The following is a 23,616-nucleotide window of genomic DNA, read 5'->3' on the forward strand; positions in this document are numbered from 1 at the left end:
TCTTCTGCGCTTACTGATCTTCTTTCGTTTTTCAGTGCGGCAAAGGTAAGCCAACTTACCTATACCAAACAAGTTTATGTAACACTAAATTCATATTACGTTCATTTTTTATCTTAACACGCTGGAAGGTAAGGTGAAAAGTTTTAAACAAATGTTTGAGGAGTTATGAGTTGTGAGTGATAGGTGATAGGTGAACGGTGATGGAAGTTATTCCATATATATGGTATTGTTCTTTTACCATATATTACTTTTATATGATCAGGTTGTCTTATCTGAAGGTTCCCGGATTGGGTTTTGGCTAAAGCCAATGGATGGGGTTTGTTTTATGCGGATGGGCTTTAGCCCATCCCTATTGAACAGGTGTTCCGGAAAGAATGGGTTTATTATTGGCGGCTGGCTATTGATCATTGATCATTCACTATTGGCTATTGACCGTTCACTTACTACTTTTTTATCAGGCTTCTTTTGTAATGTATCACTCCTACCCTAGCCCCGATAGTAACGGGTACCCCGCAGCATAGCTTGGAAAATAGAGGGATACAGCGCAGGGAGCCTTGGCGCGAGGAGTATGAGTGGATAGCGGGAAAAAGCTCCTCTTGAGTTCGAGAGTTCGAGAGTTGGAGGGTTGGAGAGATGTAGAGACCTAGAGATCGAGAGGGAGATCGTTGGGAATGTAAGTATCTTACTATTTTTTGGAAAATTTGAAATATGGGAGTTTTCCGGTTTCAAATTATAAGTATGATCAGAAAAAACGTTTGACCAGTAATCTATAGGTGTAGTACCCGATAAGACAGCCAACAGTGTCTGCTACGATATCCAGTGTTTCCATAGATCTGCCCAATCCCATTTCCTCCTGCAGAATTTCAGTGAGGAAAGCATATATAAGGATGATCTGAAAAAAGTAAGAGAATTTTATTTTGGGAAATGTGGCAATGAAAGCGAATCCCAATGCGGCAAATATACTCAGGTGCAAAACTTTGTCTATACCACTGAACATGAACCAATATTCATGGTTTTCTTCTCCGGGCTTGAGAAGCATGTAAGTAAGAAATGCCCAATAAATGGGCAATATCTTACTAAATATTTTTGAAATCTTATCCAATGATAGCCTGGTAATCTTCAGCTGAAAGTAATTCAGACTGATCTGCTCCATCAGCAAGTTCTAATTTGATAATCCATCCATTTCCATAAGGGTCTGTATTCAACAGCTCAGGCTGGTCTTCTAATTCTGAATTAAATTCAATAACCTTTCCTGCAATAGGTAAGAATAAATCTGAAACAGTTTTTACCGCTTCTACACTTCCGAAAACATCTCCTCCATTAAGGTCATCATCTACGGTATCTACATCTACATATACGATGTCTCCAAGTTCTCCCTGAGCAAAGTCTGTAATACCAATTGTAGCCACATTACCTTCAATCTTGATCCATTCGTGATCTTTAGTGTACTTTAATTCTGATGGTGTGTTCATTTTTAAATTTTTATTTTTACAAATGTATTCAAAATTCTAAAAGGTTCAAAGCTTTAATAAGCATCTTACAGAAATTTTGAATGGAAATAAAAAAATCGCTGCCGGAGCAGCGATTCAGGTTGAATATTATTTTTTGATCACCTTATTAGGATAGGTTTTTGCATCAAGCAAATAACCAACATAAAAAGATACTAAAACTGTAAATTTTTCTTCAGGAGAATTGTGGCCTACACCAACATTGGCTATGGTCCTTATAAAATTAAACTAAAGATCCCTCTCTATAGCAGAAAGGGATTTTAGTTTTAGCAATTATATGTTAATTTTCTTCTTAGAAACCACCGCCAGCATCACCAAATGTAAACGTTGCAGAAATACCTGCTCTAACCGTTGACAATGGGAATGCGGTTGATATCTTATACTTAGAGGTCATCTGCTCGTAGAACACTCTTAAATTCAGATTCTCGGAAACATTATAGTCTGCCGAAAGTTTGATATTTAAAAGTCTCTGTCCTCCTGTGATTTGGGAATCATCTAACAATATATTCATAATAGAGGTTTTACTGTCTCTCAATGAGATATCTCCTCTGATATTAAGATCGCTTCCTTTTCCTTTTGATCCTCTTACATTCGCCATTCCTAATCTGAAGTTCCGGACAATATATCCCAGTCTTACCACATATTCTGAATTGGAATCTTCAGTAAGGGTATGATTCACTAATCCCAGTACCATCATTCTATTTCTGTTATACTGTAATCCGAACTGCATATTGTTTCTCATGGTCACATCTACTCCGATAAGCGGTGCAAACGATTCTACATAACCAACCTGAGCAAAAGTAAATGGATTGATGTAATCTTTATTCACATCAAACGCAGAATTTGGATCACTAACCTTAGTAATTAAACTATTGAAATAGTCAATACTAGACTGAATTCCAGTTGCGGTATAGGTTGCGGTATATCCATGCAGAATATCAAACTTGGTAAACTGCCCATTAATCATTGGTACATTTCTTAGTCCAGAGTACGTAATTCGCCAGTTTGGTAGCGGGAATCCTGCTTTTTTAGGATTTCCCATTGTTTTCACAGCTTTACCTTCAACAGCCGCTCTAAACGCTGGAATTAATACATAAGCATTGGATATGCTGTAATGTTCAGCAAAACCATCATTGCCAATAACTGCATTCGGACCTCCTAAACGGGTTGAAAGTACGCGTGCATTTTCTCTGATGGCCTGATAAACAGCCTGTCCATCCTTAAATGAAGTACTTAGAAGTACTGTAGAGTTGGAATAGGTTATTAAATCAGTAGCAAACGTAAAGTCTGGGTTTGCAACACCTCCGTTTGTATAGTTAAATCCGGAATGTGAAAAATTCCTGTTATAATTATGCAATATATTAAGATCTATTCTAAAATCATTCATTGGAACAATTTGGAGATTTGCTCTTAGTTCTTTGGTCGACATTCTTACATATGGATCTGTCATGTATGGGGAATCACTTACCCAGCCATTTTCCATCACCGTTCTTCTGATATCGGCCTGTGATCCAAACAGGAATCCTAATGTAGGACCTCCTAATGTCTGTCCGGAACCATACCAGTTCGGGGCAGACAATAATCCCGGAAGTACAGTACCATTCGTTTCATTATAGTTCACATCCAACTGCTTGAAAGAGGTCAGGAAGAATGCTGCACTTTGAAGTACGGTAAGTTTATTTTTAAACTTATAGCCTTTATATCTGTATCTGTTCTTTGCCCACTGCTGTGTATACACATTGTTCAGAGAATCAATTTCCTGCTTACGCTTTTGCAGTTTGGTAGAAATATTTTTAAAATATTTAAACTGTCCGAAGAACTTCGGAATATCTGCTGTGGCCGTTGCCTGGATAACATTGGTATTCTGTCCCACAGATCCTAATGAGCCTTCCGGGCTTGCAAGTAATGCCGTAGATCTCGCATTCCAGTTATAGGTAAATCCATATCCTACTTCAGCATTAATGAAATCTAAATAAGGAAGATACTGGAATGGCAGTTTATAGTTCAGCTGAACCCTGTGGTTATACAATACCGGCCTTCCTGCTCTGAATATATTTCCAAAAATAGCTTTATTATCCATGGTGTTAACATCCACATTATCATTTAAAGTTCTGGTTGCAGAATTGATTTCCAGTTTTAATGATTTTGTAAAGTTGAATCCTAATCCGTACTGCCATCCAAAATAGAAGTTTCTGTTTCTTAATGCACCAAGATCACCACTGGTATCTCCTCCTAAAATAGCTTCTACATTTCTGAATTCAAGCTCATTATAATTCCTGTCGATTTCCGTTCTGAATGATAACCTTGTAGGAACCGGATTAAAGTTGAATTCCTTCACCCATCTCAGATATTTGGCAGATTTTGCCGTATCACTGATCATTTTATTGAACGGTTTAATCACCCATGGTTTAAAGGTATAATTGTAATCAATATATCCTCTCAGGTATTGTCTATAGTTTTTCTTTGTATAGATGTCCCTGAAATAATCATCGTTATAAACAGCAGTCACAGAAACGTTTTCTATATCATAGAATTTAGGTTTCTTATTTTGATTCACTCTTTCTTTACGCATATTCACCACTCCAATACTTCTCTGCTGAGTATACGTTCGTGCCACCTTTTTCAATTGGGCTTTATTGGCAGCCTTACTAAACTCAACATCCGTATCCAGAGGATTATATTTCGGATCCTCGATGGTTTGTGAATAAGAGTAATTCAAAGGTATTTTCATACCTGTTTTCTCCGGTAATAGTTTATCAACGTTAACGGCTGTATTAATACTGAATGCTGATTGGGTAGACTGGTTTCTTTCTGCGGGTTTTGAATCTATATTTCCGAAACCAACTGAGGTATAGGAAGCATTTGCGTTAACTGTTGCAAAATCTCCCATATTGAAATTTAAGCTGGCATTTCCTGCGTATCCCCCATCATTTTCAATCTCAGAGAGACGGATTTCGTTGACCCAAAGTACTCTGGTCATTGCTCCTTGTGATCTATCAGCATTTCTTACCCCAATCATTATTGTTGTAATGTTTCCTAAACTAGGCCGACCTTTAATATAAATATCTTTATTAGCACCTGCATTAGCCTGTTGAAACACGGGATCTGAAGTTCGATCTGTTAATTTTATAGCTGAATTCTTATCTCTTCTGATCTTAGCGTCCACAAAATTCTGGATATCAAAATCTACCTCGTTTTCCATTGGCCATATCTCCATTGGAGCTGTTGCAGAGGTTGGAGTAATTTTTAGAGATGCTTCATACTCATAATAGTTATCTGTAGCATCACTTCCAAAACGGATGAAAAATTTAGTTCTGGGGTCAATCTTTCCAATGTTATTATCTCTATCTCCAGGAACATGAGTATGAACAAAAAGCTTAAGCTTCTTATATCTTCTCATATCCAATGTTGTATTTTTAAACACTCCTCTCGCTTCAGCCTGAAGATCAGTTGCTTTCATATAAAGGGAAGCTTCATTCTGTCTTTGTGCTCCTGCATTTCCACTCAATACCTGTCTGTCAATACCCGGAGGCAGTACATAAGGGGGTTGGTTAAATGCATTTTCTTCAATATTTACACTTCCTACATCAAAATTATCATTTAACGTAGTACTTCCTGCCGTTCCTTCTTCAGGATTCTCTACAAGAGGGCTGGCAATTTTATATGGATATTTTCTCCAGTCAGATCTTACAAGATCCATTGTTCCGAATCTTAATGTAGAAGTTTGCTCAAATCCTGTTAACATTAATCTGGCAAATCTTACATTATTTAAAACAGAAGGTTCGTGTGTTCCTTCATTCAGATCATATTTAGAAACCGGAATTCTGAAAAGATACCATTTTACATCCGAAGACTGTCCGTTCTGGAAATTGGCTTTTACTGTCTTTACATCAACAATATTGTTATCTCCCAATGTAAGACTTGGTTTATCCAGTTTTACCACATATTGGTTATAATTTTCAGTTTGATCAAGGTTATAATCTTTGTTGATATCTTCAGCATCCGGCGTTTGTGAAGCTACATTCAAAGAGTTGGCTTCAGAGTTTCCGTCCGGGTTTCTGAAATATTTATATCGCTGAACCAGTGAAGAAGCCTGGCTTCCTGTAAACCGGTCAGACATAAAGAATACGAAGTCATCTAAAGCAGGGTCAGATGTATTAGTGATCGGGTTCACAAATGTATTTCCAAATCTCATTGACTCCTGATCAGAACTTAATCCATCATATCCTACATCCTGAGCTTTTCTATTTTCCCCTTCCGTAGAGAATGCGTAAAGAATAGGTGGCTGTTTTGGCTGTACTCCCCAATTTGAGTTGGTGGTAGTGGAAGGAGTTGCCGGAGTTGGGAGTCCATTTTCATATTGCATTTTCCCATCTTTCAGTACATCTTCAGAAACATTTCCTAAATGCAGTAAAAGTTTGGGATTAGCTCCCAATTGGTTTCCATCCGCATAGGGATCCATCATCCAAAACTCTACATACTCAATGTTTGAGTTTACAAAGTTGGAGACACCTATTGGTCTCATGATTCCGGCCCATCTGTTTTGTGCCAGCTCAGTGGCCTGATTAACGTTATATGGACCTCTTTCCTGAGGGTAATATGAAATATCAAAAGTATTTGTAAAGGTTTGTTCACCTGCTACAAAATCCCTGTTATTATAGATCTCGGATAATTGTACTCTTCTTGAGGCGTGATTGGATACAGACTGTGGGGTAATCCCCGCAGGTGTTCTTCCCCCTACTCCCCAAAATCTTGGGTCGATATTATACCATGATAATAAACCTCTTCCATAGCCGCTGGTCAAATCATCGTTAAGAGGAGGATTATTGAACGGAGCAACCGTATTTTTCTCAGGTTTTGAGGCTAAACTCCAGGCGGCAGGTTCTTTTAAGGATATTTTAGAAGTCGTTTGTTCAAAGTCATCAATATAGGACTGATCGTTGGTTCCTTTATTCAGTCCCGGAAGCAGGTAGGCTCCTTCCATTTTAAAGTTTACGTTGGACGGAGCTTCCGTTTTTACCAATGGCAGTTTATCGGTAAGCCTTGTCAGGAACGGAACCTGATTATTGTACATCAAATTGATCCCTGCCATTGTATTATTTACGGCTTCCTGTCCGTAATTTACTTTCTGGGTAAGTGGGGATTCCGAATAATTGACGACTGTGGCTCCTAAAATAAAGTTTTCACTAAACCTTCTTTCTAAATTTAATCCTAAGAATCTTTTTCGCTGGGTATTAAATGTCAATTGGTTTTCTAATGAAATATTAATTGCCTGACCTGACTGCTTCACATTTTCATTAATGATCGTCACGGTTCCCAGCATATAGTCTACGGTATAGTCTACCCCTTCATTCAGCTGTACTCCATTGGCAGAAACTTTTACAGATCCTTGCGGAACATTGACAGCTCCTAAGGAGATACCCTGACCCTGTGTTCCTTTATAACGCCCCTCTATCGTATACCACTGAGGAACAGTAGATTGTGCCAGAGCTAATTTTTGCTTGTCATATAAATCATGAAGAACATATTTTGGATCATTTCCTACTAAGCTCTGCATATAATCTCCAAAAGGTTGTACTTTAGTAAAAATTATTTTCCCGTTTTCAGGTCTTACTGTAATCCCATTGACAAAGTCAAAAATACCATCACCTTTAGAGCCGTCCTGATTATTCTGAATATCACCATTCATATTCAAACGGTCCCAGTTCATTAATTTCAGTAAGTTCTGATCCTGTACCGGAGTACCGGGAAGATAATTTACTTTTCCTCCTGTTTTCTGATCTCTATAATATAAATTCAGCATAAAACCATCCTGTGCAACCTGCCCTGCATCCAAAGAATAAATATTCTTCATCATCAGCTTCCACATTGGAGATTCTGTATTTACTCTATTGTTTACTTTTAAAACCTTGGTAATTAAAACCGGACTTTCTTCCGAAAATTCCCCGACTTTATATACTTTATTACTTCCCCCAACAGTATAAGAGTAAGATACCGCTAAAATCTGGTCATTATTTAGTTTTTGGTTTAATGAAATATATCCTAACTGCGGCTGTAATGTATACTCATTGGCATTAAGCCTTCTTGCTTTTGTATTGACGATAAATTCTTCACTATTGTCATAAGGTACTGCACTTCCCGGAAAAACCTGACCCTGAAAAATAGCAACATAATTTTTACCTGGTTCTCTGGTACCCGCTGTAGTGCTCACAGCAGTATATAATCCGTTCAGAGAGTTGTCTGGCAGCATTGCTCCACCAGCACCTTCTCCAAGATCTCGGATCCCGATAATATTCTTTTGATAAGCCAGATTGCTATTTCCCTGATCCAATACCCAAACTTCCGCTCTGGTAATATTAATAGTAGAATTGATCTGTGGGTAATTAGCTAAAGCAGCCTCATATTTACCCAGGAAGTAATGTCCTAAAAAGTAGTGTTGGTTATCTTCATAGTCGACAGCATTGACTTTAAAATTATTCATTACTCCACCACCCTGTACTACGATATTCCTGGCCTCACCTTGTTGCTGGGAAAGGACAACTGTTCCAAAGGTTTTACCCAGCTGAAATTCAGCCTTCACCCCGAATAAAGATTGTGACCCACGGATCAAACTTGTTGAAAGCGGCATATTTACGTTACCAAATTCAACCCTTTTGATGATTTTATCCTCGCCACCTGCATTAGGTTTATCTACATTTCCAAGCCCTTTGCTCTGAAGATCCTTCCAGTTTCCTTTGGCCTGCCATACAAGGTTCATCCTGTTTTCAAAAGCAAAACCACTTTGGGTATCATAATTGGCTTTTAACTGAAGGTTTTCCCCAACTTTACCCAATAATCCCAGCTGAATTCTCTGATTAATATCAAAAGTAAAGCTGGTTCTGTTCTGAGGCAGAATCATCGGGTTATCTATTTTTTGGTAAAGACCTGCAAAATCAAGGGAAGCATATCCTGTAGGAATGATTTCAATCTTATTTCCTCCGAAAATAGTTTCAAAAAGCCTGTTATTGATCTGCACAGACGGGATTAATCCTTTTTTACGCGCATCTGTTTTATCTTTTCTGAAAAGGAGATTGTATTTTTCAGATTTCTCCTTATAATATGCCCGGGTCTGCGTGGCCAGCATATAGTCTTTATATTCTTCAGGAGACATGGCTGTGGGAGGTCCTGTAATGGTATTCCCAACTTTAGGATACACATAGTACATCCCGGTTTTTATGTCGTAATAGGCTTCATACCTTGTAGGGTCAGCCACTTCATATTCTTTTCTTATGATTGCTGTATCTTTCTTCTGCTGCTGTGCAAAAGCACTGACAGACATACAAAGAAACGACAGGAACAAAAATATGTTAAGATGCTTATTATTCGTCACCAAATGTTAAATGTTTTTTAAAATTTGTTTTACCAATTCTTCAACCGAGATGCTTGGATCTTGTTTTAATATTCTATCAGCAATCTTCTCGCTCATCCGCTTAGGAATCCCTAAAACTTCTAATGCAGATAACGATTCTTCCTTAATTTTATTATCTACCCATGCAGAAATATTCTCTGCAGGATCACTGAATTTCTGGACTTTATCTTTAAGATCAACAATAATTCTTTCAGCAGTTTTTGCTCCGATTCCTTTTGCTTTTTGGATCAAAGCACTGTTCTTTGAAAGTATTGCAGAAGCGATCTCATCAAGGCTCAATGTTGAGAGCAGAATAAGGGCTGAAACAGCTCCTACTCCATTAACGCTTATTAACAGATTAAACATCTCTTTTTCTGAACGAGTGTTAAATCCAAAGAGGAGATGAGCATCTTCACGAATGATCTGCTGAATAAATAGAAAGGTCTGCTGATTCAAAACCAGCGTCTGTGAGGTCATTAAACTGATACCTACATAGTAACCAACTCCTTGTACATTAATTACTGCGTAGGTAGGCGTAAGTTCCTGAACGGTGCCTTGTAAAGAAAATATCATTATTAATTTTTAAAACTCCCAAATATAGCAATTTAAACTAATTAATATTTTCATTTCACGTGCGAATGATTTTTAACTTAATTTTTAAATAAAAATTCAAGGAATTAACATAAAAGCAAAAGACTCCAAAAATATGGAGTCTTTCAACAGATAATCACTAATAAAAGTGTATTTCAATACTGCGTAAATCTACTGATTAGCAGATATTAATTATTTTTTCTCTCTTCTCTGTGCATCAAGAACAGCAATGGTGGCAAGATTCACAATCTCATCAACACTTGAACGCATTTGAAGTACATGCACCGGTTGTTTTAGCCCCATTAAGATAGGCCCTATTACCTGTGCTACTTTCATTCCTCTGATTATTTTATAGGATAGATTGGCGCTTTCAAGATTCGGGAAGATAAATGTATTGGCAGGTGTTGTTCCTAATTTGGAGAAAGGATAATCACTCAAATGATCTGCATTCATCGCAAAATCCGGCTGAATCTCACCATCTACAATCATTTTAGGATATTTCTCGTGAAGGATACTCACAGCCTTCGCTACTTTTTTGGAAGTATCGGAAATTGCCGCAAAGTTTTCGAATCCCAGCATGGCAATTCTAGGTTCTATAGCAAAAGATTTCACAGTAAATTCTGCCATTTTAGCAATGTTCACAAGATCTTCTGCTGTAGGATTCTGATTGATGGAAGTATCTGCAAAGAAAATAGGCTTCTTTTCAGAAAGGATCATCATCATTGCAGCTACTTTATCTACTCCTTTATCTTTTTCAATAACTTCCAAAATAGGGCGTAGTACTGATGTATAATTTTTAGAGAATCCTACAATAAGACCATCGGTATCTCCATGCTTTAACATTAGAGGTCCAAAATAATCTCTCTGACGAACATATCTCTTCGCCTTGTACTCATTCATCCCTTTTCTCTGACGAAGTTTCCAAAGTGTTTCTCTGTATTTTTTTCTGTTTTCTTTTTGGTCATCATCACTAGGATCAATGATTGGAATATCTAGGGTAATTCCAAAGCGCTCCATTTGCTCTTTGATGTATTTTTTGTCTCCCAAAAGACTCGGGTAAGCAATTCCTTCTTCATAAAGAATTTGGGCAGCTTTCAATACGTTATATTCTTCAGCATTTCCAAGGGTAATTCTTTTCGGATTGGATTTTGCACGGCTCTGCATCATTCTTACCAATCTTTCATCTCTTCCCATTCTGTCTAAAAGCTGGTGCTCATATTCTTCAAAATCGGTAATTGTTTTTCTTGCAACACCACTTTCAATAGCAGCTTTTGCAACAGCGCTTGATACTTTTGTGATCAGTCTGTTATCAAAAGGTTTTGGTATGAAATAATCTCTCCCAAACTGTAAACTCTGAACGTTATATGCAAGAATAACAGCCTCAGGTACCGGCTCTTTTGCCAAATCAGCAATAGCGTGTACCGCTGCCAGCTTCATTTCTTCATTAATTCCTGTAGCCTGAACATCTAATGCTCCACGGAAGATATAAGGGAATCCCAGCACGTTGTTAACCTGGTTAGGATAATCACTTCTTCCTGTTGCAAGAATAACATCTTTACGGGTTTCAATAGCAAGATCATAAGCAATCTCCGGATCCGGATTGGCCAACGCGAATACAATTGGATTTTCTCCCATGCTCGACAACATTCCGGGTGTCATTACATTTCCTTTAGACAACCCAACGAAAACATCAGATCCTTTTACTGCATCTTCCAATGTTTCAATATCTGTCTGAGCAATAAAGTCTAATTTTTCAGGAGTAAGATTTTCTCTTTCATGGTTGATGACCCCTTTACTGTCGCACATCAGGACATTTTCTTTTTTCAGCCCCAATGAAATATAAAGCTTGGTACAGGCAATGGCCGCTGCTCCGGCTCCATTCACCACCATTTTCACTTCATCAATATTTTTATTGGCAATCTGCAATGAGTTAATGAGTGCCGCAGCAGAAATAATAGCTGTTCCGTGCTGGTCATCATGCATCAAAGGAATATTCAATTCCTCTTTCAGTTTTTGCTCTATATAAAATGCTTCCGGAGCTTTAATATCTTCAAGATTGATCCCTCCAAAAGTGGGAGCAATACCTTTTACAATTTCAATAAATTTATCCGGATCTTTCTCATTGATCTCAATATCAAAAACATTGATATCAGCAAAGATTTTAAACAAAAGGCCTTTCCCTTCCATTACCGGTTTTGAAGCTTCAGCTCCAATATCTCCCAATCCAAGTACAGCAGTACCGTTAGAAATTACAGCTACCAGGTTTCCTTTTCCCGTGTAGTCATAAACCGTTTCAGGTTTTTCGAAGATCTCCATACAAGGAACTGCTACTCCCGGAGAATAGGCCAATGACAAATCTCTTTGAGAAGAGTGTGGTTTTGACGGGATCACTTCTATTTTCCCTTTAGGTTCTGCTTTATGATAGTCTAACGCGGCCTGACTAAAGTTCTTTTCGTCGCGATTATTGTTACTTGACATAGGTTTTATTTTTTGTTAGAGTATATATTTAATGTGGTAATCTACTAAGCTTTCAATTGGTTTCTGAACAACATGTCCCACATTTAAATTAAGTTCTGTAGCAACAGAACGTAGAATATTTTCGTAATAATAAGCAATGGAGCCGATAAAATTAATCTCAGCCTCTTTCACTTCATCATAAGGAAGAACCTGGTATTCAAAGAAATTTTTCATTTCTTCAAAAACCATATCTCTTAGATAAGGATGATCTTTTCTATCCACAACAAATTTATTGAAGTTAGCCAAATAAGCATTTGGCCTTGGAGCATGATACATATTTCTCAATGCATCTTCTATGGTCAGTTGATAATCTGATTCAAATTCACAGTGAAGATCAGCAGGCAGCTTTTTCATAAAATACCTGCGCACCAGCTGTTTTCCAATAGCACTTCCACTTCCCTCGTCTCCTATAAGGAAACCAAGAGACGGTAATTCAATTTTAAGATTTTCACCATCAAAAAAACAAGAATTTGAGCCAGTTCCCAGAATACAGACAATTGCCGGTTTTCCGCTATATGCAGCATAAGCTGCGGCCATCAGATCTTCCTTGACAATAATTTCTGCTTTTCCAAATACTTTCTTAAGTTCGTTTTCAATGGTTTCACAGTTTTTTTGTACTCCGCATCCGGAACCATAGAAAAAAATTTTGGTAATTGAATTTCTTACCGATATTAGATTGCTGTTTTTCTCTATTTCAGGAGTGATAAGTTCTTTGCTGATAAAATTCGGATTAAAGCCAATGGTTTCTGTTTTCAGAAAGACTTTCTTAAAGTCATCAAGTATTACCCAATCCGATTTGGTAGAACCACTATCTACAATAGCAACCATATTTTAGATTTTAATTTAAGGATGCTAAATTATGAATTTATCTTCAATTAGCGTTTAAAACAAACTGGAAGCTATTTAAAATTACTAATGTTTTATATCAGTTTTTTTTTCATTGAATTGCAAAAGCCAGTCTTCGATCTCATCTTCCAGATAAGACGTCTGTAAAACCATTGCATTGATAAAATCATCGGGAACAGGTTCGCCACTGGAATTTTCAAGATTCCAAAGTTCATTAGACATATTTTCATATTCAGAATATACTCTTTTGAAGCGAGAATTTTCTCTCTCAAGAGCCTCAATATTTTTCTGTTGAAGCTGGAATTTTCTGTATTTGTTTTGACGTTTCATACAAATATTATTAAAATTTGGGTCATTAAATATAGGGGTAGTATGCTTTCAACCACGCATTACAAGATAGAAAAAACCATCAACACAAGAAGTTGAAAATGAATTTATTATCAGGTTATTTTTACACTGTTTTGAATAATAAATTTAGAAATAAATTTTATTAAAAAAAATATTTTAACATCTTTTTTCAGTGTTTAACATATAGTTATAAATTTGCAGCTCATATCTATTGAATGAAAGAAATACTCATACGCCAGAAACAGGTTTTGTTTTTTATCATAGCTGGAGGACTCAGTGCAATTGTAGAAATTGGGAGCTTTAAGGTATTCAGCACCTATCTTCCTCAATTTCTTGCCAGAGAGACCAATTTCCATGGCATTCATTATCCTTTAAGTAATATTTTCTCTACCAGCTGTGGAATTATTACCAATTACTTTCTCAGTATATGGTTTGTTTTTGAAAGAGGAAAACATTCCAAGAAAAAAGAGTTTGCCTATTTCATGGTGGTTTCCTTTATCTCCACTTTATTTAGCTTAGGTTTCTTCCAGGTATTTTACAGCTTTGTCTTTAAGGATAATATCAATTTAATTTTTTATACCTTAAGCCCTGAAATGATCAGTAAGATTGCTGCCATTCTGCTGGTTTCTATTCTCAATTATTCTGTAAAAAAGAAAGTAATTTTTAATGGTTAAACTGTGACAAAAATTTTAAATTATCTCTGGAGGTTCTGGTTGCTGTTACTTGCATTTATCCTAACAGTTACGATGGGAATCCCTGTTTATATTTTATCCTTTAATAAAAAGCACTATAAATACGCTTATAAATTTATAAGGATCTGGTGTTTCGGAATGTTCTATGGAATGGGGTTCAGGTATGACCTCATAAAACTTTCTGAACAGAAGAAAGATAAGAATAAACAATATGTTTTCATTTCCAACCACACTTCTATTATGGATATTATGCTTACCTGCATTCTTTTTCCGGATCATCCCGTTTGTTTTGTAGGAAAAAAAGAGCTTGTAAAGATCCCTATCTTTGGAACCATCTATAAAAGAATATGCGTCATGGTAGATAGAACCAGCGCAAGAAGCAGGGCGGATGTATACAGGAGATGTGCTGAGAAAATGGGAGAAGGAAACAGCATTGCTATCTTTCCTGAAGGCGGAGTGCCTGATGATACCAGTATTATCCTGGATGAATTTAAGGATGGGGCATTTATGTTGTCTTCAAAATACCATTCTCCCATTGCTGTATACACCTTTATAGGACTTAAAGAAATGTTTCCTTTTGACAGTTCTCAGGGCTACCCTGGAAGAGTGAAGGTCTATTTCAATGGAATTATAGAACCCACAAATTCTCCAAAAGACTCAAAATCAGAAGCTTACCACGAAATTAAAAAAACCTTATTGAAGCACTCTATTTAAAAGAAATAGTTATATTTGTTTGCGAAATTTTCAATAAAATATGTCAAAAACCAATCAGCCGACTAATTACCCGGCGCTGTACACACTTGTACTTGTATTTTTTTTCTGGGGTTTTATTGCTGCCGGCAATAGTATTTTTATCCCTTTCTGTAAAAACTATTTTTCTCTTGACCAATTTCAGTCTCAGTTAATAGATTTTGCATTTTATACAGCTTATTTCCTGGGAGCATTGGTGCTCTTTATATTCAGTACTATAAAAGGGACTGATATAATTGGTAAATGGGGATATAAAAAGAGTATTGTTTATGGGCTTCTGCTTTCTGCCGTAGGTGCTGCCATTATGATCATTGCCGTTAAAAGCAATGTTTATTACGGGATGCTGATAGGGCTTTTTGTAGTTGCATTAGGATTTTCAATTCAGCAGACTGCCGCCAATCCTTTTGCGGTTCTACTGGGAGATCCTAAAACCGGAGCAAGCAGACAAAACCTTGCAGGAGGGATCAATTCCTTTGGAACATCCATAGGACCTATCATTGTAGGGCTGGCCCTGTTCGGAACTACAGCTACTGTAGATGATGACCAGATTAAACATTTGGCTCTTGATAAAGTTATTTTACTGTATACGGCAGTGGGAGCGCTTTTCTTAATTGCTGCCGGAATTTTTTATTTTTCGAAGAAACTTCCTGACGGAATCTCTACAGAACCTATGGAAAAAGCAGGAAAAGCCAGAAAAACGCTGGTTGTAATGACTATACTGGTTATTCTTTTCTTTATTCCGGTGTTCAGCAGTTACAATTCTGCAGAAGCTAAAAATATTGAAATACTGGGTAATGAAATCACGGTATTGGATCAGACTTTAGAAAAAGAAACTGATGCTGCAAAAATCACAGCAGTCAAAAAACAGATCACTGATAAAAAAACAGAACTGGAAACCATCAAACACCCTTTAGAAAAGAAGAGAATGCTTTATCTTGGAGGAGCTTTACTTGCCGTAGTGATTTCTCTTTTATTTGCTAATAACAGTGCCAAGAAAAATGCTGAAGGCTGGGGAGCCATGAAGTATCCACAGCTTTTATTAGGAATGATTGCTATTCTGGCCTATGTGGGTGTAGAAGTTGCCATAGGAAGTAACCTTGGAGAACTGTTAAGCATGCCTGAGTTTGGCGGACACCAATCTTCTGATCTTGCCCCTTATATTTCTATGTACTGGGGAAGTTTAATGATTGGACGTTGGACCGGTGCCATTGCTGTTTTCAACCTTAATAAACAACAGCAGACTATTGCCACAATCATTGTTCCTTTTATTGCATTTTCAGTGATTATCGGGATCAATACGATTGCACAGAAAGATATGTCCCATTTATACTATTATGCAATTTGTGTAGCCATTCAGGTTATATTATTCCTGATCAGCAAAAATAAACCAGCCGTTACCCTGATTATTTTCGGTTTATTCGGAACTGCGGCTATGATTACCGGATTACTTACAACGGGTAATTTTGCCATTTATGCATTCCTTTCCGGAGGTCTTGCCTGCAGTATTATGTGGCCATCTATTTTCACCTTAGCCATTACCGGTTTAGGAAAATACACGGCTCAGGGTTCCGCGTTCCTGGTCATGATGATTTTAGGTGGAGGTATTATTCCTCCATTACAGGGGAAACTTGCTGATATTATCGGTATTCACAGCTCGTACATTATTCCTGTGTTATGTTTTGTTTACATTACAATATTTGCTTATTTGGCTAAAAAATCTTTATTTAGACAAGGAATTAATGTTGACGTTTTAGAATCCGAAGGTGCTCATTAAGAATATACACACATATAAGAAAAAGAGATTTTGGGCAGGTTTATTACTTGCCCAATTTCTTTTGTTTTACTGTTTTTCAAAATTGAAACTGATGATTTCTCTTTTTGAAGGATTTTTTGAACTTCAAAAGCCTCTTCATCAGGTTCTTTTCAGCTGGCTCCCTTTCTCTGCAGGAGATGTTATTTATATTGCATTAGGTATCTTTTTTCTGTATCACTTCTGTGCATTATTCAGGAAGAAAACGCGGAATAATTCTATCATCCGGATGCTGGGGGTTATTAATATTTTTTATTTTACATACCAGCTATTCTGGGGAATGCTGTACTTCCAGACCCCTATTATTAAAAAGCTATCAAACCAGGACGCACCGCACCTGAATAAGGCAAAAACACTGGCTTTAAAGTATCTTGAGAAGTGTAAAATAACCCGGCAGCATGTAAAAGAAGATCATAATGGGGTATTTGTGATTACTGATCTGAAATCTATACAACAGGAAATTCTCTTTCAGCAAACCAGGCTCCCAAAATATATTTCGGGTAAAAAAGCTCCGGAGATTCTCACTATTAAACCAAGCTTATTTAAAAATATAATGAGTTTTACAGGGATTCTGGGCTACTACAATCCCTTCACTGCTGAAGCACAGTATAATTCTGAACTGCCCTCTACCTTGATCCCCTTCACAACTGCTCATGAAAGTTCTCATCAACTTGGATTTGCCAGGGAACAGGAAGCTAATTTTGTGGGATATTTAATAGGAACGCAATCTGACAATACTGATTTGCGCTACAGTACTGAATATTTTACTTTAAAAAGCCTTTTAAGATTCATTGCAGAACAGGATCCTGATTTTGTAAAATCTGCTCTTCTGGGCTACTCTCCTGCCATGAAAAGAGACCGGGCATATGAAAAGGCATTTATTACCAGTCATCAGGGCTGGCTGGATGATTTTTTTGGATTCACCAACAATCTATTCTTGCAGAGCAATCAACAGGAAGGCTCCGTTACCTATTCCTATTTTATAGATCTCCTTTTAAATTACGAAAAATAATTGTATAAAAAAAAGAATCGTATCAGGCGATACGATTCTAAAAACACAAATGATGAAAAAAAATTTATTACCTTGACTTGTTCCCTCATTCAAGGCGATGTAAAAGTACAATATATTTTATAAATACAAAAACATTTAATCCCTTTTTTAAAACTTTATGAAAACTTTATGATTTTTTAAGTTTTTTTGAGTCCAAACGCCCTTATTATTAACTTTAAAAATTCCCTTATTTAATAAGAAAACATCATTAAAAGTGGCTACAGGCTATAAAAAATCTATGAAATAAAATATTTGTTTAAAGATAAAACATCCGACTTATTCTCTGTTTTTTATGAACAAAAAAATTAGAGTTATCTATCAAAAAATAAAAGTATTTCAAAAAAAATTATGCTATTTATCCTCGAAAATATTAAACGGAAATTTAACTATTTTGACGTTTAATTTCGGAATTCCGACATTATTTGTTCGATGTAATAATTAAAATGATTAGGAAAAAAATTTACTGTCCGGGCCTAAAAATGTTTTGATCTGATAGATAACAGTCATTTTTAGATCAAAAACAGTGTAATGACTAAGAAGGCAACCGCATCAACAAAATATTGAAAGTCAAACCAAATCCTATAAGATTAAGTTATATCTCACTAATAAAAGAAAAATATTTTTGTATATTTAAAACATCTATGTATTTTAGATGAAAATATTAATATGATTTTCGACAAACTAATTAACTATCTAAAACTTGATAAACAGGAGTTTATTTTCCAGTTCAATTCCCACCCCAATTACCCTTCAGCACTGGCTTTCAGTGATACTTTAAATTTCATGGGGATAAAAAATGATGCTTATGAGCTGGATAAAGAATATTGGGACGAATTGCCGGAAGAATTTATTGCCATAGTTGAAAATTCTTTTTCATTGGTAAAAAAGTCAGGAAATAGTTATGCTGTCTATTCAGAAAAATCAAAAACGATTGATAAAGATGAGCTTTACAAAAACTCTACGGACTTTGTGCTTTTATTTGAAAAAACTGTAGCTGCAGAAAATAAGCTTACGTTTAATTTTAAACCTATTCTCTATTTTATTTTTGCAACAGTTCTTATATATTCTTTCTTGAGTCAGACCATCTACGAAGCATTATTTAATTTACTTTCTCTTGCCGGGGTATATATATCTTTGGAAATCTTTAACCAGAAATTCGGAAATACCTCTGCTGTTATTGGAAGTATCTGCGGTGGAGCATCTACGGTCCAGACCGCAAATTCATGTGATAAGATTATCAAACAGGATAAAACCAGTATTTTGGGGCTAAAATTTTCGGATTTTTCATTAATATACTTTGCTGGGCTTGCGGTATTAGGACTTTTCCTTCCTTCCACGGCTTATATCGTAAAAGGATTTACCTTTGTTTCAGTAATTGCTATAGCTTATTCCCTGTATATACAGGCTTTTGTAGAGAAAACATTTTGCAGGGTTTGCTTATTGATTATTTCTGTACTGATTGGTCAATTGGTGATCAGCAGCCTATTCTTCCAAAATCTGTCTTTTGGAATAGGAGCACTTTTATTAACCGTTATATTATGGGTTCTTATTTTCTCGGCCATTTTATATTTCAATAATCTTCTTGAACAAAAAGAAAATCTTCAAAAATCAAATGCTAAAAATCTTAGGTTCAAAAGAAATTATGAACTTTTTAAAAGTCAGCTGCTGGAAAATGAAAAAATAACATTTCAGGATACACAAACTTTTTCGGTAGGACAAAAAGATTCAAAGCTTCGTATTTCTATAATTTCCAACCCTTATTGTGGTTTTTGTAAAGATGGCCATAAAATAATGGAAAACCTTCTGGAAAAATATCCAAACGATATTTCCGTACAAATGAGGTTTAATTATACCCCTGAAAGAGCCAATGAAAAATATACTCAGCTTATTTCAGACCTCACTCATATTTACAACAACAAATCGGAAAAAGAATTCCTGCATGCAGTAGAAGAATGGTTTGAAAGCAAAGATGAGAATAAGATCAATCTATTATCCGGAGGAGTTCCTACTTCTGAAAATCTGAATCCTTTAATAGCGATGTCCGCAGAAAATAATAATGCAGGGCTGAACTTTACCCCTATTTTCCTTATCAATGGATATCAGTTCCCGGACAAATATGATCGTGAAGATATTTGGTTCTTCATTGATGAATTAATAGAGGATGAAGACTTTTAAACTAAGAAATACAATTGAATTAAAAATTTCACTATCTTAGGAAAACAAAACAGCGTTCTAAAAACTACATGAGAGCGGCAAAATGAAAACTAGTAATATGAAACATATAAAGAATCTTTCAAGAGAGAATCTAATACCTCCAAAACGAGGAATTGCTCCAGACTGTACTTTAATACAGGCTTTAGCATACTATCACGGATCGAAAACAGAACCATCTAAAGAAGGTACTACAGATACATGCAACAAATGGTGCTATTTCTAGTAATCCATTTTATTGAGTTAGAACATTGAATAAAGTAAAAAATGTCGTCACCTTATGACGGCATTTTATAATGAGTATTAGTTTTGAAGAAATTTCCTTTTTATAAGCAACCAGATGCCAAAGACTGCGGCCCTACCTGCCTCAGGATTGTAAGCAAATATTATGGCAAAAGCATATCGTTACAGCAAATTCGTGCCCTTTCTGAAACCACTCGTGAAGGAAGCAGCCTTCTGGGGCTAAGTGATGCCGCAGAAAACTTAGGATTCCGTTCCTTAGGTGTACAAATAGATTTTAATACCCTTACACAGGAAGTTCCATTTCCCTGTATTGCCCATTGGAACAAAAATCACTTCGTAGTTATTTATAAGATTGATAAAAATAACAAGGTTTATATATCCGATCCCAGCTATGGGCTCATCACCTATGACCGTGATGAGTTTATCAAATTCTGGATTGGTGAAAATGCCAATGAAAACACGGAAGAAGGTATTGTTCTTATTCTGGAAACAACACCCACTTTTTTCCAGACTGAATTTGATACTGACCAAAGTAAGGCCAGCTTTTCTTTTCTTTCCAGGTATTTATTTAAATATAAATCATTGGTCATTCAGCTGGCGGTAGGCCTTCTCGCAGGAAGCTTACTATCCCTGATTTTCCCGTTTCTTACCCAGAGTATTGTAGACGTGGGTATTCAAAATCAGGATATTAATTTTATTTATCTTGTACTTACTGCACAGATTATGCTTTTCCTTGGAAGAATGGGAATAGAAATGATCCGAAGCTGGATCCTGCTCCACCTCTCTGCCAGAATTAACATCTCCATTATCTCAGATTTCTTTATCAAACTGATGAGGCTTCCTATAAGCTTCTTCGATACGAGAATGACTGGAGATATCATGCAGAGAATTAATGACCATCACAGGATAGAACAACTTCTTACAAGTTCTTCATTAAATACCCTGTTCTCATTAGTCAATCTTATCATCTTTAGTATCGTTTTACTTTTGTATGACTACAGATTGTTTCTGGTTTATTTTGTAGGAGCTATCTTATACATAGGCTGGATCAGTTTCTTCCTTAAAAAGAGAAAGGAACTTGATTATAAGCGGTTTTCTCAGGTTTCTCAGGAGCAGAGTAAAGTAATTGAGCTTATCAACGGTATGCAGGAGATTAAAATGCATAATGCCGAAAAACAGAAAAGATGGGATTGGGAGTTTTTACAGGTAAAGCTATTTAAAATAAGAATAAAATCTCTCAGCCTTGAACAGTGGCAGTCTGTAGGAGGAAACTTTATCAACCAGATGAAAGATATCCTGGTCAGCTTCCTTTCTGCAAAATTGGTTTTAAGCGGAAACCTTACTCTAGGGATGATGCTTTCTGTACAGTATATCATCGGACAGCTTAACAGCCCACTGCTTCAGTTGATCGATTTTATAAAACAAACCCAGGACGCTAAGATCTCTCTGGAAAGATTAGGTGAAATTCATGATAAAGATGATGAAGAGGATAAAAATGAGCAGTATGCTACGGATATTCCCCATAAAGATATTGAAGTAAAGGATATTTCCTTCAGATATATCGGTTCTGATGTTCCCGTTTTTGAAAATTTAAGTCTTCGTATTCCTTTTCAGAAGACTACTGCTATCGTGGGAGCCAGCGGAAGTGGAAAAACAACGCTGCTTAAACTATTAATGAAGTTTTACGATCCTGATCAGGGAGAGATCAGAATAGGAAGTACCAGTCTGAAAAATATCTCACCAAGACACTGGAGAGACCATTGCGGAGTGGTTATGCAGGAGGGTTATGTATTCAATGATACTATTGCCAACAACATTGCTGTAGGAGAAGACCATATTGATAAGAAAAAACTCAGACGTGCGGTAGAAATTGCCAATATCAAAGACTTTATAGAAAGCCTTCCCCTTAGCTATAATACAAAGATAGGAAATGAAGGAGTTGGGGTAAGTGGAGGCCAAAAGCAGAGGCTTTTTATAGCAAGAGCAGTATACAAGTCACCGGAATATATTTTATTTGATGAAGCAACATCAGCACTGGATGCCAATAATGAGAAGATTATTATGGAAAATCTTGAGCAGTTCTTCAAAGGTAAAACTGCAGTAGTGATCGCCCACCGGCTTTCAACCGTTAAACATGCCGACAATATCATTGTACTGGATAAAGGAAAGGTGGTAGAAGAAGGCAGCCATGCCGAGCTTGTAGATATGCGGGGAGAATATTATAGACTTGTTAAAAACCAACTGGAATTAGGAAATTAATAAAACCGTAAAAATTGTTTCTCCCGGAACATTGATGAAATTTTATTTTAAAACATGAAAGAAGACATTTTAGACAATATAGAACTCCGCTCAGAAAGCGTACAGGATATCCTTACCCAGCCGCCACATTGGATGATACGCTGGGGAAATACCATTATTTTTGTTATTCTCCTGCTCATCCTTGTAATGAGCTACATTATAAAATATCCGGAATTTGTTCCGGCTCCCATTATTGTAACATCACAAAACCCTCCCGAAAAATTAGAGGCAAGAACGAGTTCCAAAATTGAAAAAATCTTTATCAAAGATCATCAGGAAGTAAAGAAAAATGACCTTCTGATGGTAATGCAGTCCGCGGCCAATTATAAAGATGTACTGGAGCTGAAAAAGCTGGTAGATTCTACCGCACCTAATCAACTCTACTCTTTTCCTCTTTCCGTAACTTCAAGATTTAAACTTGGAGAACTTCAGGGGGATTATAATAATTTTGCAAAAGCATTTCAGGATGAGGAGCTTTTTACAAGACTTCAGCCTTATGCACCGGAAAACCTGGCTGCTAATCAGAGCATTTTGGAAAACAGAGGAAGAATATCTACCTTAAGACAGCAAAAAAATCTGGAGCTCGCTAAATATGACCTTACGAAGAAAAACTTCCAGAGATCTCAGGAGCTTTTTAATCAAGGAGTAATTTCTTCTTTGGAGCTTGAAAATGAAAAAATAAAATATATCCAGGCTCAGCAGAACATTGAAAACCTTAACATTTCCATCTCTCAAATGGAAGAAGGCATCTCCAATCTTAATAAGACCAAAAGCGGTACTGCCATCAATACGGAAAAAGATAAGATCACCTATTCTTCTCAAACCCTACAATTGTTTGAACAACTGCGTAAATCTTTAAAACAATGGGAACAGAATTTTCTTGTGATCTCTTCTACAGATGGTATCGCCAGTTTCCAGCAGTTCTTCGGAGAAAATCAGTTTGTAAAAGTTGGAGACCCTATCCTATCTATTCTTCCGGAGAATAAAGAAAAATTAGTCGGTAGAATGTCTGTTCCTACCGTAAACTCCGGAAAGATTATTCCCGGAGAAAAGGTTTTGATTAAACTTGATAATTACCGTTTCCAGGAGTATGGTATCATAGAAGGTAAAGTACAGAATATCTCCCTTATCCCTGATGATAAAGGTAACTATTACGTAGATGTGGTTTTGCCCAAAGGATTAAAGACAAGCTATAATAAAACGCTTACCTTTGATAAAGAGCTTAGAGGGAGTGCTGAAATTGTCACTCAGGATTTAAGACTTATTGAAAGGTTCTTCTACCAGATCAGAAAATTACTAGGCTATCAAAGCTAAACATAAAATTAAACCCGCAGATGTGCGGGTTTAATTTTTTTAAAGACTTA

At 36.4% G+C, this 23,616-nt stretch carries 14 protein-coding genes; 7 read left to right on the forward strand and 7 right to left on the reverse strand.

The genetic code is table 11. From position 1 onward, the window contains the following. Positions 1 to 742: 742 nt before the first annotated feature. From LQV47_RS20835 to LQV47_RS20865, 7 genes are all read right to left on the reverse strand, one after another. A complete protein-coding gene (locus LQV47_RS20835; protein ID WP_354961382.1) occupies positions 743 to 1,039 on the reverse strand; it encodes a VanZ family protein in 297 nt (98 codons plus the stop codon). 55 nt (positions 1,040 to 1,094) lie between these two features. Continuing rightward, positions 1,095 to 1,472 carry a glycine cleavage system protein GcvH gene (gene gcvH / locus LQV47_RS20840; protein ID WP_047496612.1) on the reverse strand — a complete coding sequence of 126 codons (378 nt, stop codon included), beginning with the start codon at positions 1,470 to 1,472 and terminating at the stop codon, positions 1,095 to 1,097. Between the two features lie 328 nt (positions 1,473 to 1,800). Then, entirely contained in the window at positions 1,801 to 8,826 is a 7,026-nt protein-coding gene (gene sprA / locus LQV47_RS20845) for a cell surface protein SprA (protein ID WP_230041111.1), read from the reverse strand. 57 nt (positions 8,827 to 8,883) lie between these two features. Next, the gene (gene ruvA / locus LQV47_RS20850; RefSeq protein WP_230041054.1) at positions 8,884 to 9,468 is read right to left on the reverse strand and encodes a Holliday junction branch migration protein RuvA; all 585 of its coding nucleotides are present in this window, start codon (positions 9,466 to 9,468) and stop codon (positions 8,884 to 8,886) included. A 210-nt stretch (positions 9,469 to 9,678) separates the two neighbouring features. Next, the gene (locus tag LQV47_RS20855; protein WP_230041055.1) at positions 9,679 to 11,964 is read right to left on the reverse strand and encodes an NADP-dependent malic enzyme; all 2,286 of its coding nucleotides are present in this window, start codon (positions 11,962 to 11,964) and stop codon (positions 9,679 to 9,681) included. Positions 11,965 to 11,979: 15 nt separating this feature from the next. Further along, complete coding sequence (locus LQV47_RS20860) at positions 11,980 to 12,831, reverse strand: ATPase (protein ID WP_230041056.1); 852 nt, start codon at positions 12,829 to 12,831, stop codon at positions 11,980 to 11,982. A gap of 84 nt (positions 12,832 to 12,915) precedes the next feature. Next, complete coding sequence (locus LQV47_RS20865; RefSeq protein WP_047496631.1) at positions 12,916 to 13,179, reverse strand: hypothetical protein; 264 nt, start codon at positions 13,177 to 13,179, stop codon at positions 12,916 to 12,918. Between the two features lie 233 nt (positions 13,180 to 13,412). On the opposite strand from LQV47_RS20865, the gene LQV47_RS20870 reads away from it, so the two are divergent. The 7 genes from LQV47_RS20870 to LQV47_RS20900 all read left to right on the forward strand — a co-directional run bounded on the left by LQV47_RS20870 (position 13,413) and on the right by LQV47_RS20900 (position 23,566). Then, positions 13,413 to 13,871: a GtrA family protein gene (locus tag LQV47_RS20870; protein ID WP_230041057.1), complete on the forward strand. Its 459-nt coding sequence runs from the start codon at positions 13,413 to 13,415 to the stop codon at positions 13,869 to 13,871. A gap of 3 nt (positions 13,872 to 13,874) precedes the next feature. Further along, complete coding sequence (locus LQV47_RS20875) at positions 13,875 to 14,603, forward strand: lysophospholipid acyltransferase family protein (protein ID WP_230041058.1); 729 nt, start codon at positions 13,875 to 13,877, stop codon at positions 14,601 to 14,603. A gap of 40 nt (positions 14,604 to 14,643) precedes the next feature. Next, positions 14,644 to 16,413, forward strand: a complete 1,770-nt coding sequence (locus tag LQV47_RS20880; protein WP_230041059.1) for an MFS transporter — start codon at positions 14,644 to 14,646, stop codon at positions 16,411 to 16,413. A gap of 91 nt (positions 16,414 to 16,504) precedes the next feature. Further along, a complete protein-coding gene (locus LQV47_RS20885) occupies positions 16,505 to 17,461 on the forward strand; it encodes a DUF3810 domain-containing protein (RefSeq protein WP_306552799.1) in 957 nt (318 codons plus the stop codon). A gap of 705 nt (positions 17,462 to 18,166) precedes the next feature. Then, on the forward strand, positions 18,167 to 19,675 hold the full coding sequence (locus LQV47_RS20890) for a vitamin K epoxide reductase family protein (RefSeq protein WP_230041060.1): 1,509 nt from the start codon (positions 18,167 to 18,169) through the stop codon (positions 19,673 to 19,675). A gap of 345 nt (positions 19,676 to 20,020) precedes the next feature. After that, positions 20,021 to 22,213, forward strand: a complete 2,193-nt coding sequence (locus LQV47_RS20895; RefSeq protein ID WP_230041061.1) for a peptidase domain-containing ABC transporter — start codon at positions 20,021 to 20,023, stop codon at positions 22,211 to 22,213. Positions 22,214 to 22,267: 54 nt separating this feature from the next. Next, a complete protein-coding gene (locus tag LQV47_RS20900; protein WP_230041062.1) occupies positions 22,268 to 23,566 on the forward strand; it encodes an HlyD family efflux transporter periplasmic adaptor subunit in 1,299 nt (432 codons plus the stop codon). Positions 23,567 to 23,616: the final 50 nt, after the last annotated feature.

This window comes from Chryseobacterium sp. Bi04, assembly GCF_918698085.1.
In the GTDB taxonomy this organism is placed as follows: Bacteria; Bacteroidota; Bacteroidia; order Flavobacteriales; family Weeksellaceae; genus Chryseobacterium.

What these genes read in the sequence shown, in the direction of transcription:
- LQV47_RS20835 (WP_354961382.1), bottom strand. Translation starts at nt 1,039, where the DNA reads ATGCTTCTCAAGCCCGGAGAAGAAAACCATGAATATTGGTTCATGTTC.
- gcvH (WP_047496612.1), bottom strand. Translation starts at nt 1,472, where the DNA reads ATGAACACACCATCAGAATTAAAGTACACTAAAGATCACGAATGGATC.
- sprA (WP_230041111.1), bottom strand. Translation starts at nt 8,826, where the DNA reads ATGTCTGTCAGTGCTTTTGCACAGCAGCAGAAGAAAGATACAGCAATC.
- ruvA (WP_230041054.1), bottom strand. Translation starts at nt 9,468, where the DNA reads ATGATATTTTCTTTACAAGGCACCGTTCAGGAACTTACGCCTACCTAC.
- LQV47_RS20855 (WP_230041055.1), bottom strand. Translation starts at nt 11,964, where the DNA reads ATGTCAAGTAACAATAATCGCGACGAAAAGAACTTTAGTCAGGCCGCG.
- LQV47_RS20860 (WP_230041056.1), bottom strand. Translation starts at nt 12,831, where the DNA reads ATGGTTGCTATTGTAGATAGTGGTTCTACCAAATCGGATTGGGTAATA.
- LQV47_RS20865 (WP_047496631.1), bottom strand. Translation starts at nt 13,179, where the DNA reads ATGAAACGTCAAAACAAATACAGAAAATTCCAGCTTCAACAGAAAAAT.
- LQV47_RS20870 (WP_230041057.1), top strand. Translation starts at nt 13,413, where the DNA reads ATGAAAGAAATACTCATACGCCAGAAACAGGTTTTGTTTTTTATCATA.
- LQV47_RS20880 (WP_230041059.1), top strand. Translation starts at nt 14,644, where the DNA reads ATGTCAAAAACCAATCAGCCGACTAATTACCCGGCGCTGTACACACTT.
- LQV47_RS20885 (WP_306552799.1), top strand. Translation starts at nt 16,505, where the DNA reads ATGATTTCTCTTTTTGAAGGATTTTTTGAACTTCAAAAGCCTCTTCAT.
- LQV47_RS20890 (WP_230041060.1), top strand. Translation starts at nt 18,167, where the DNA reads ATGATTTTCGACAAACTAATTAACTATCTAAAACTTGATAAACAGGAG.
- LQV47_RS20900 (WP_230041062.1), top strand. Translation starts at nt 22,268, where the DNA reads ATGAAAGAAGACATTTTAGACAATATAGAACTCCGCTCAGAAAGCGTA.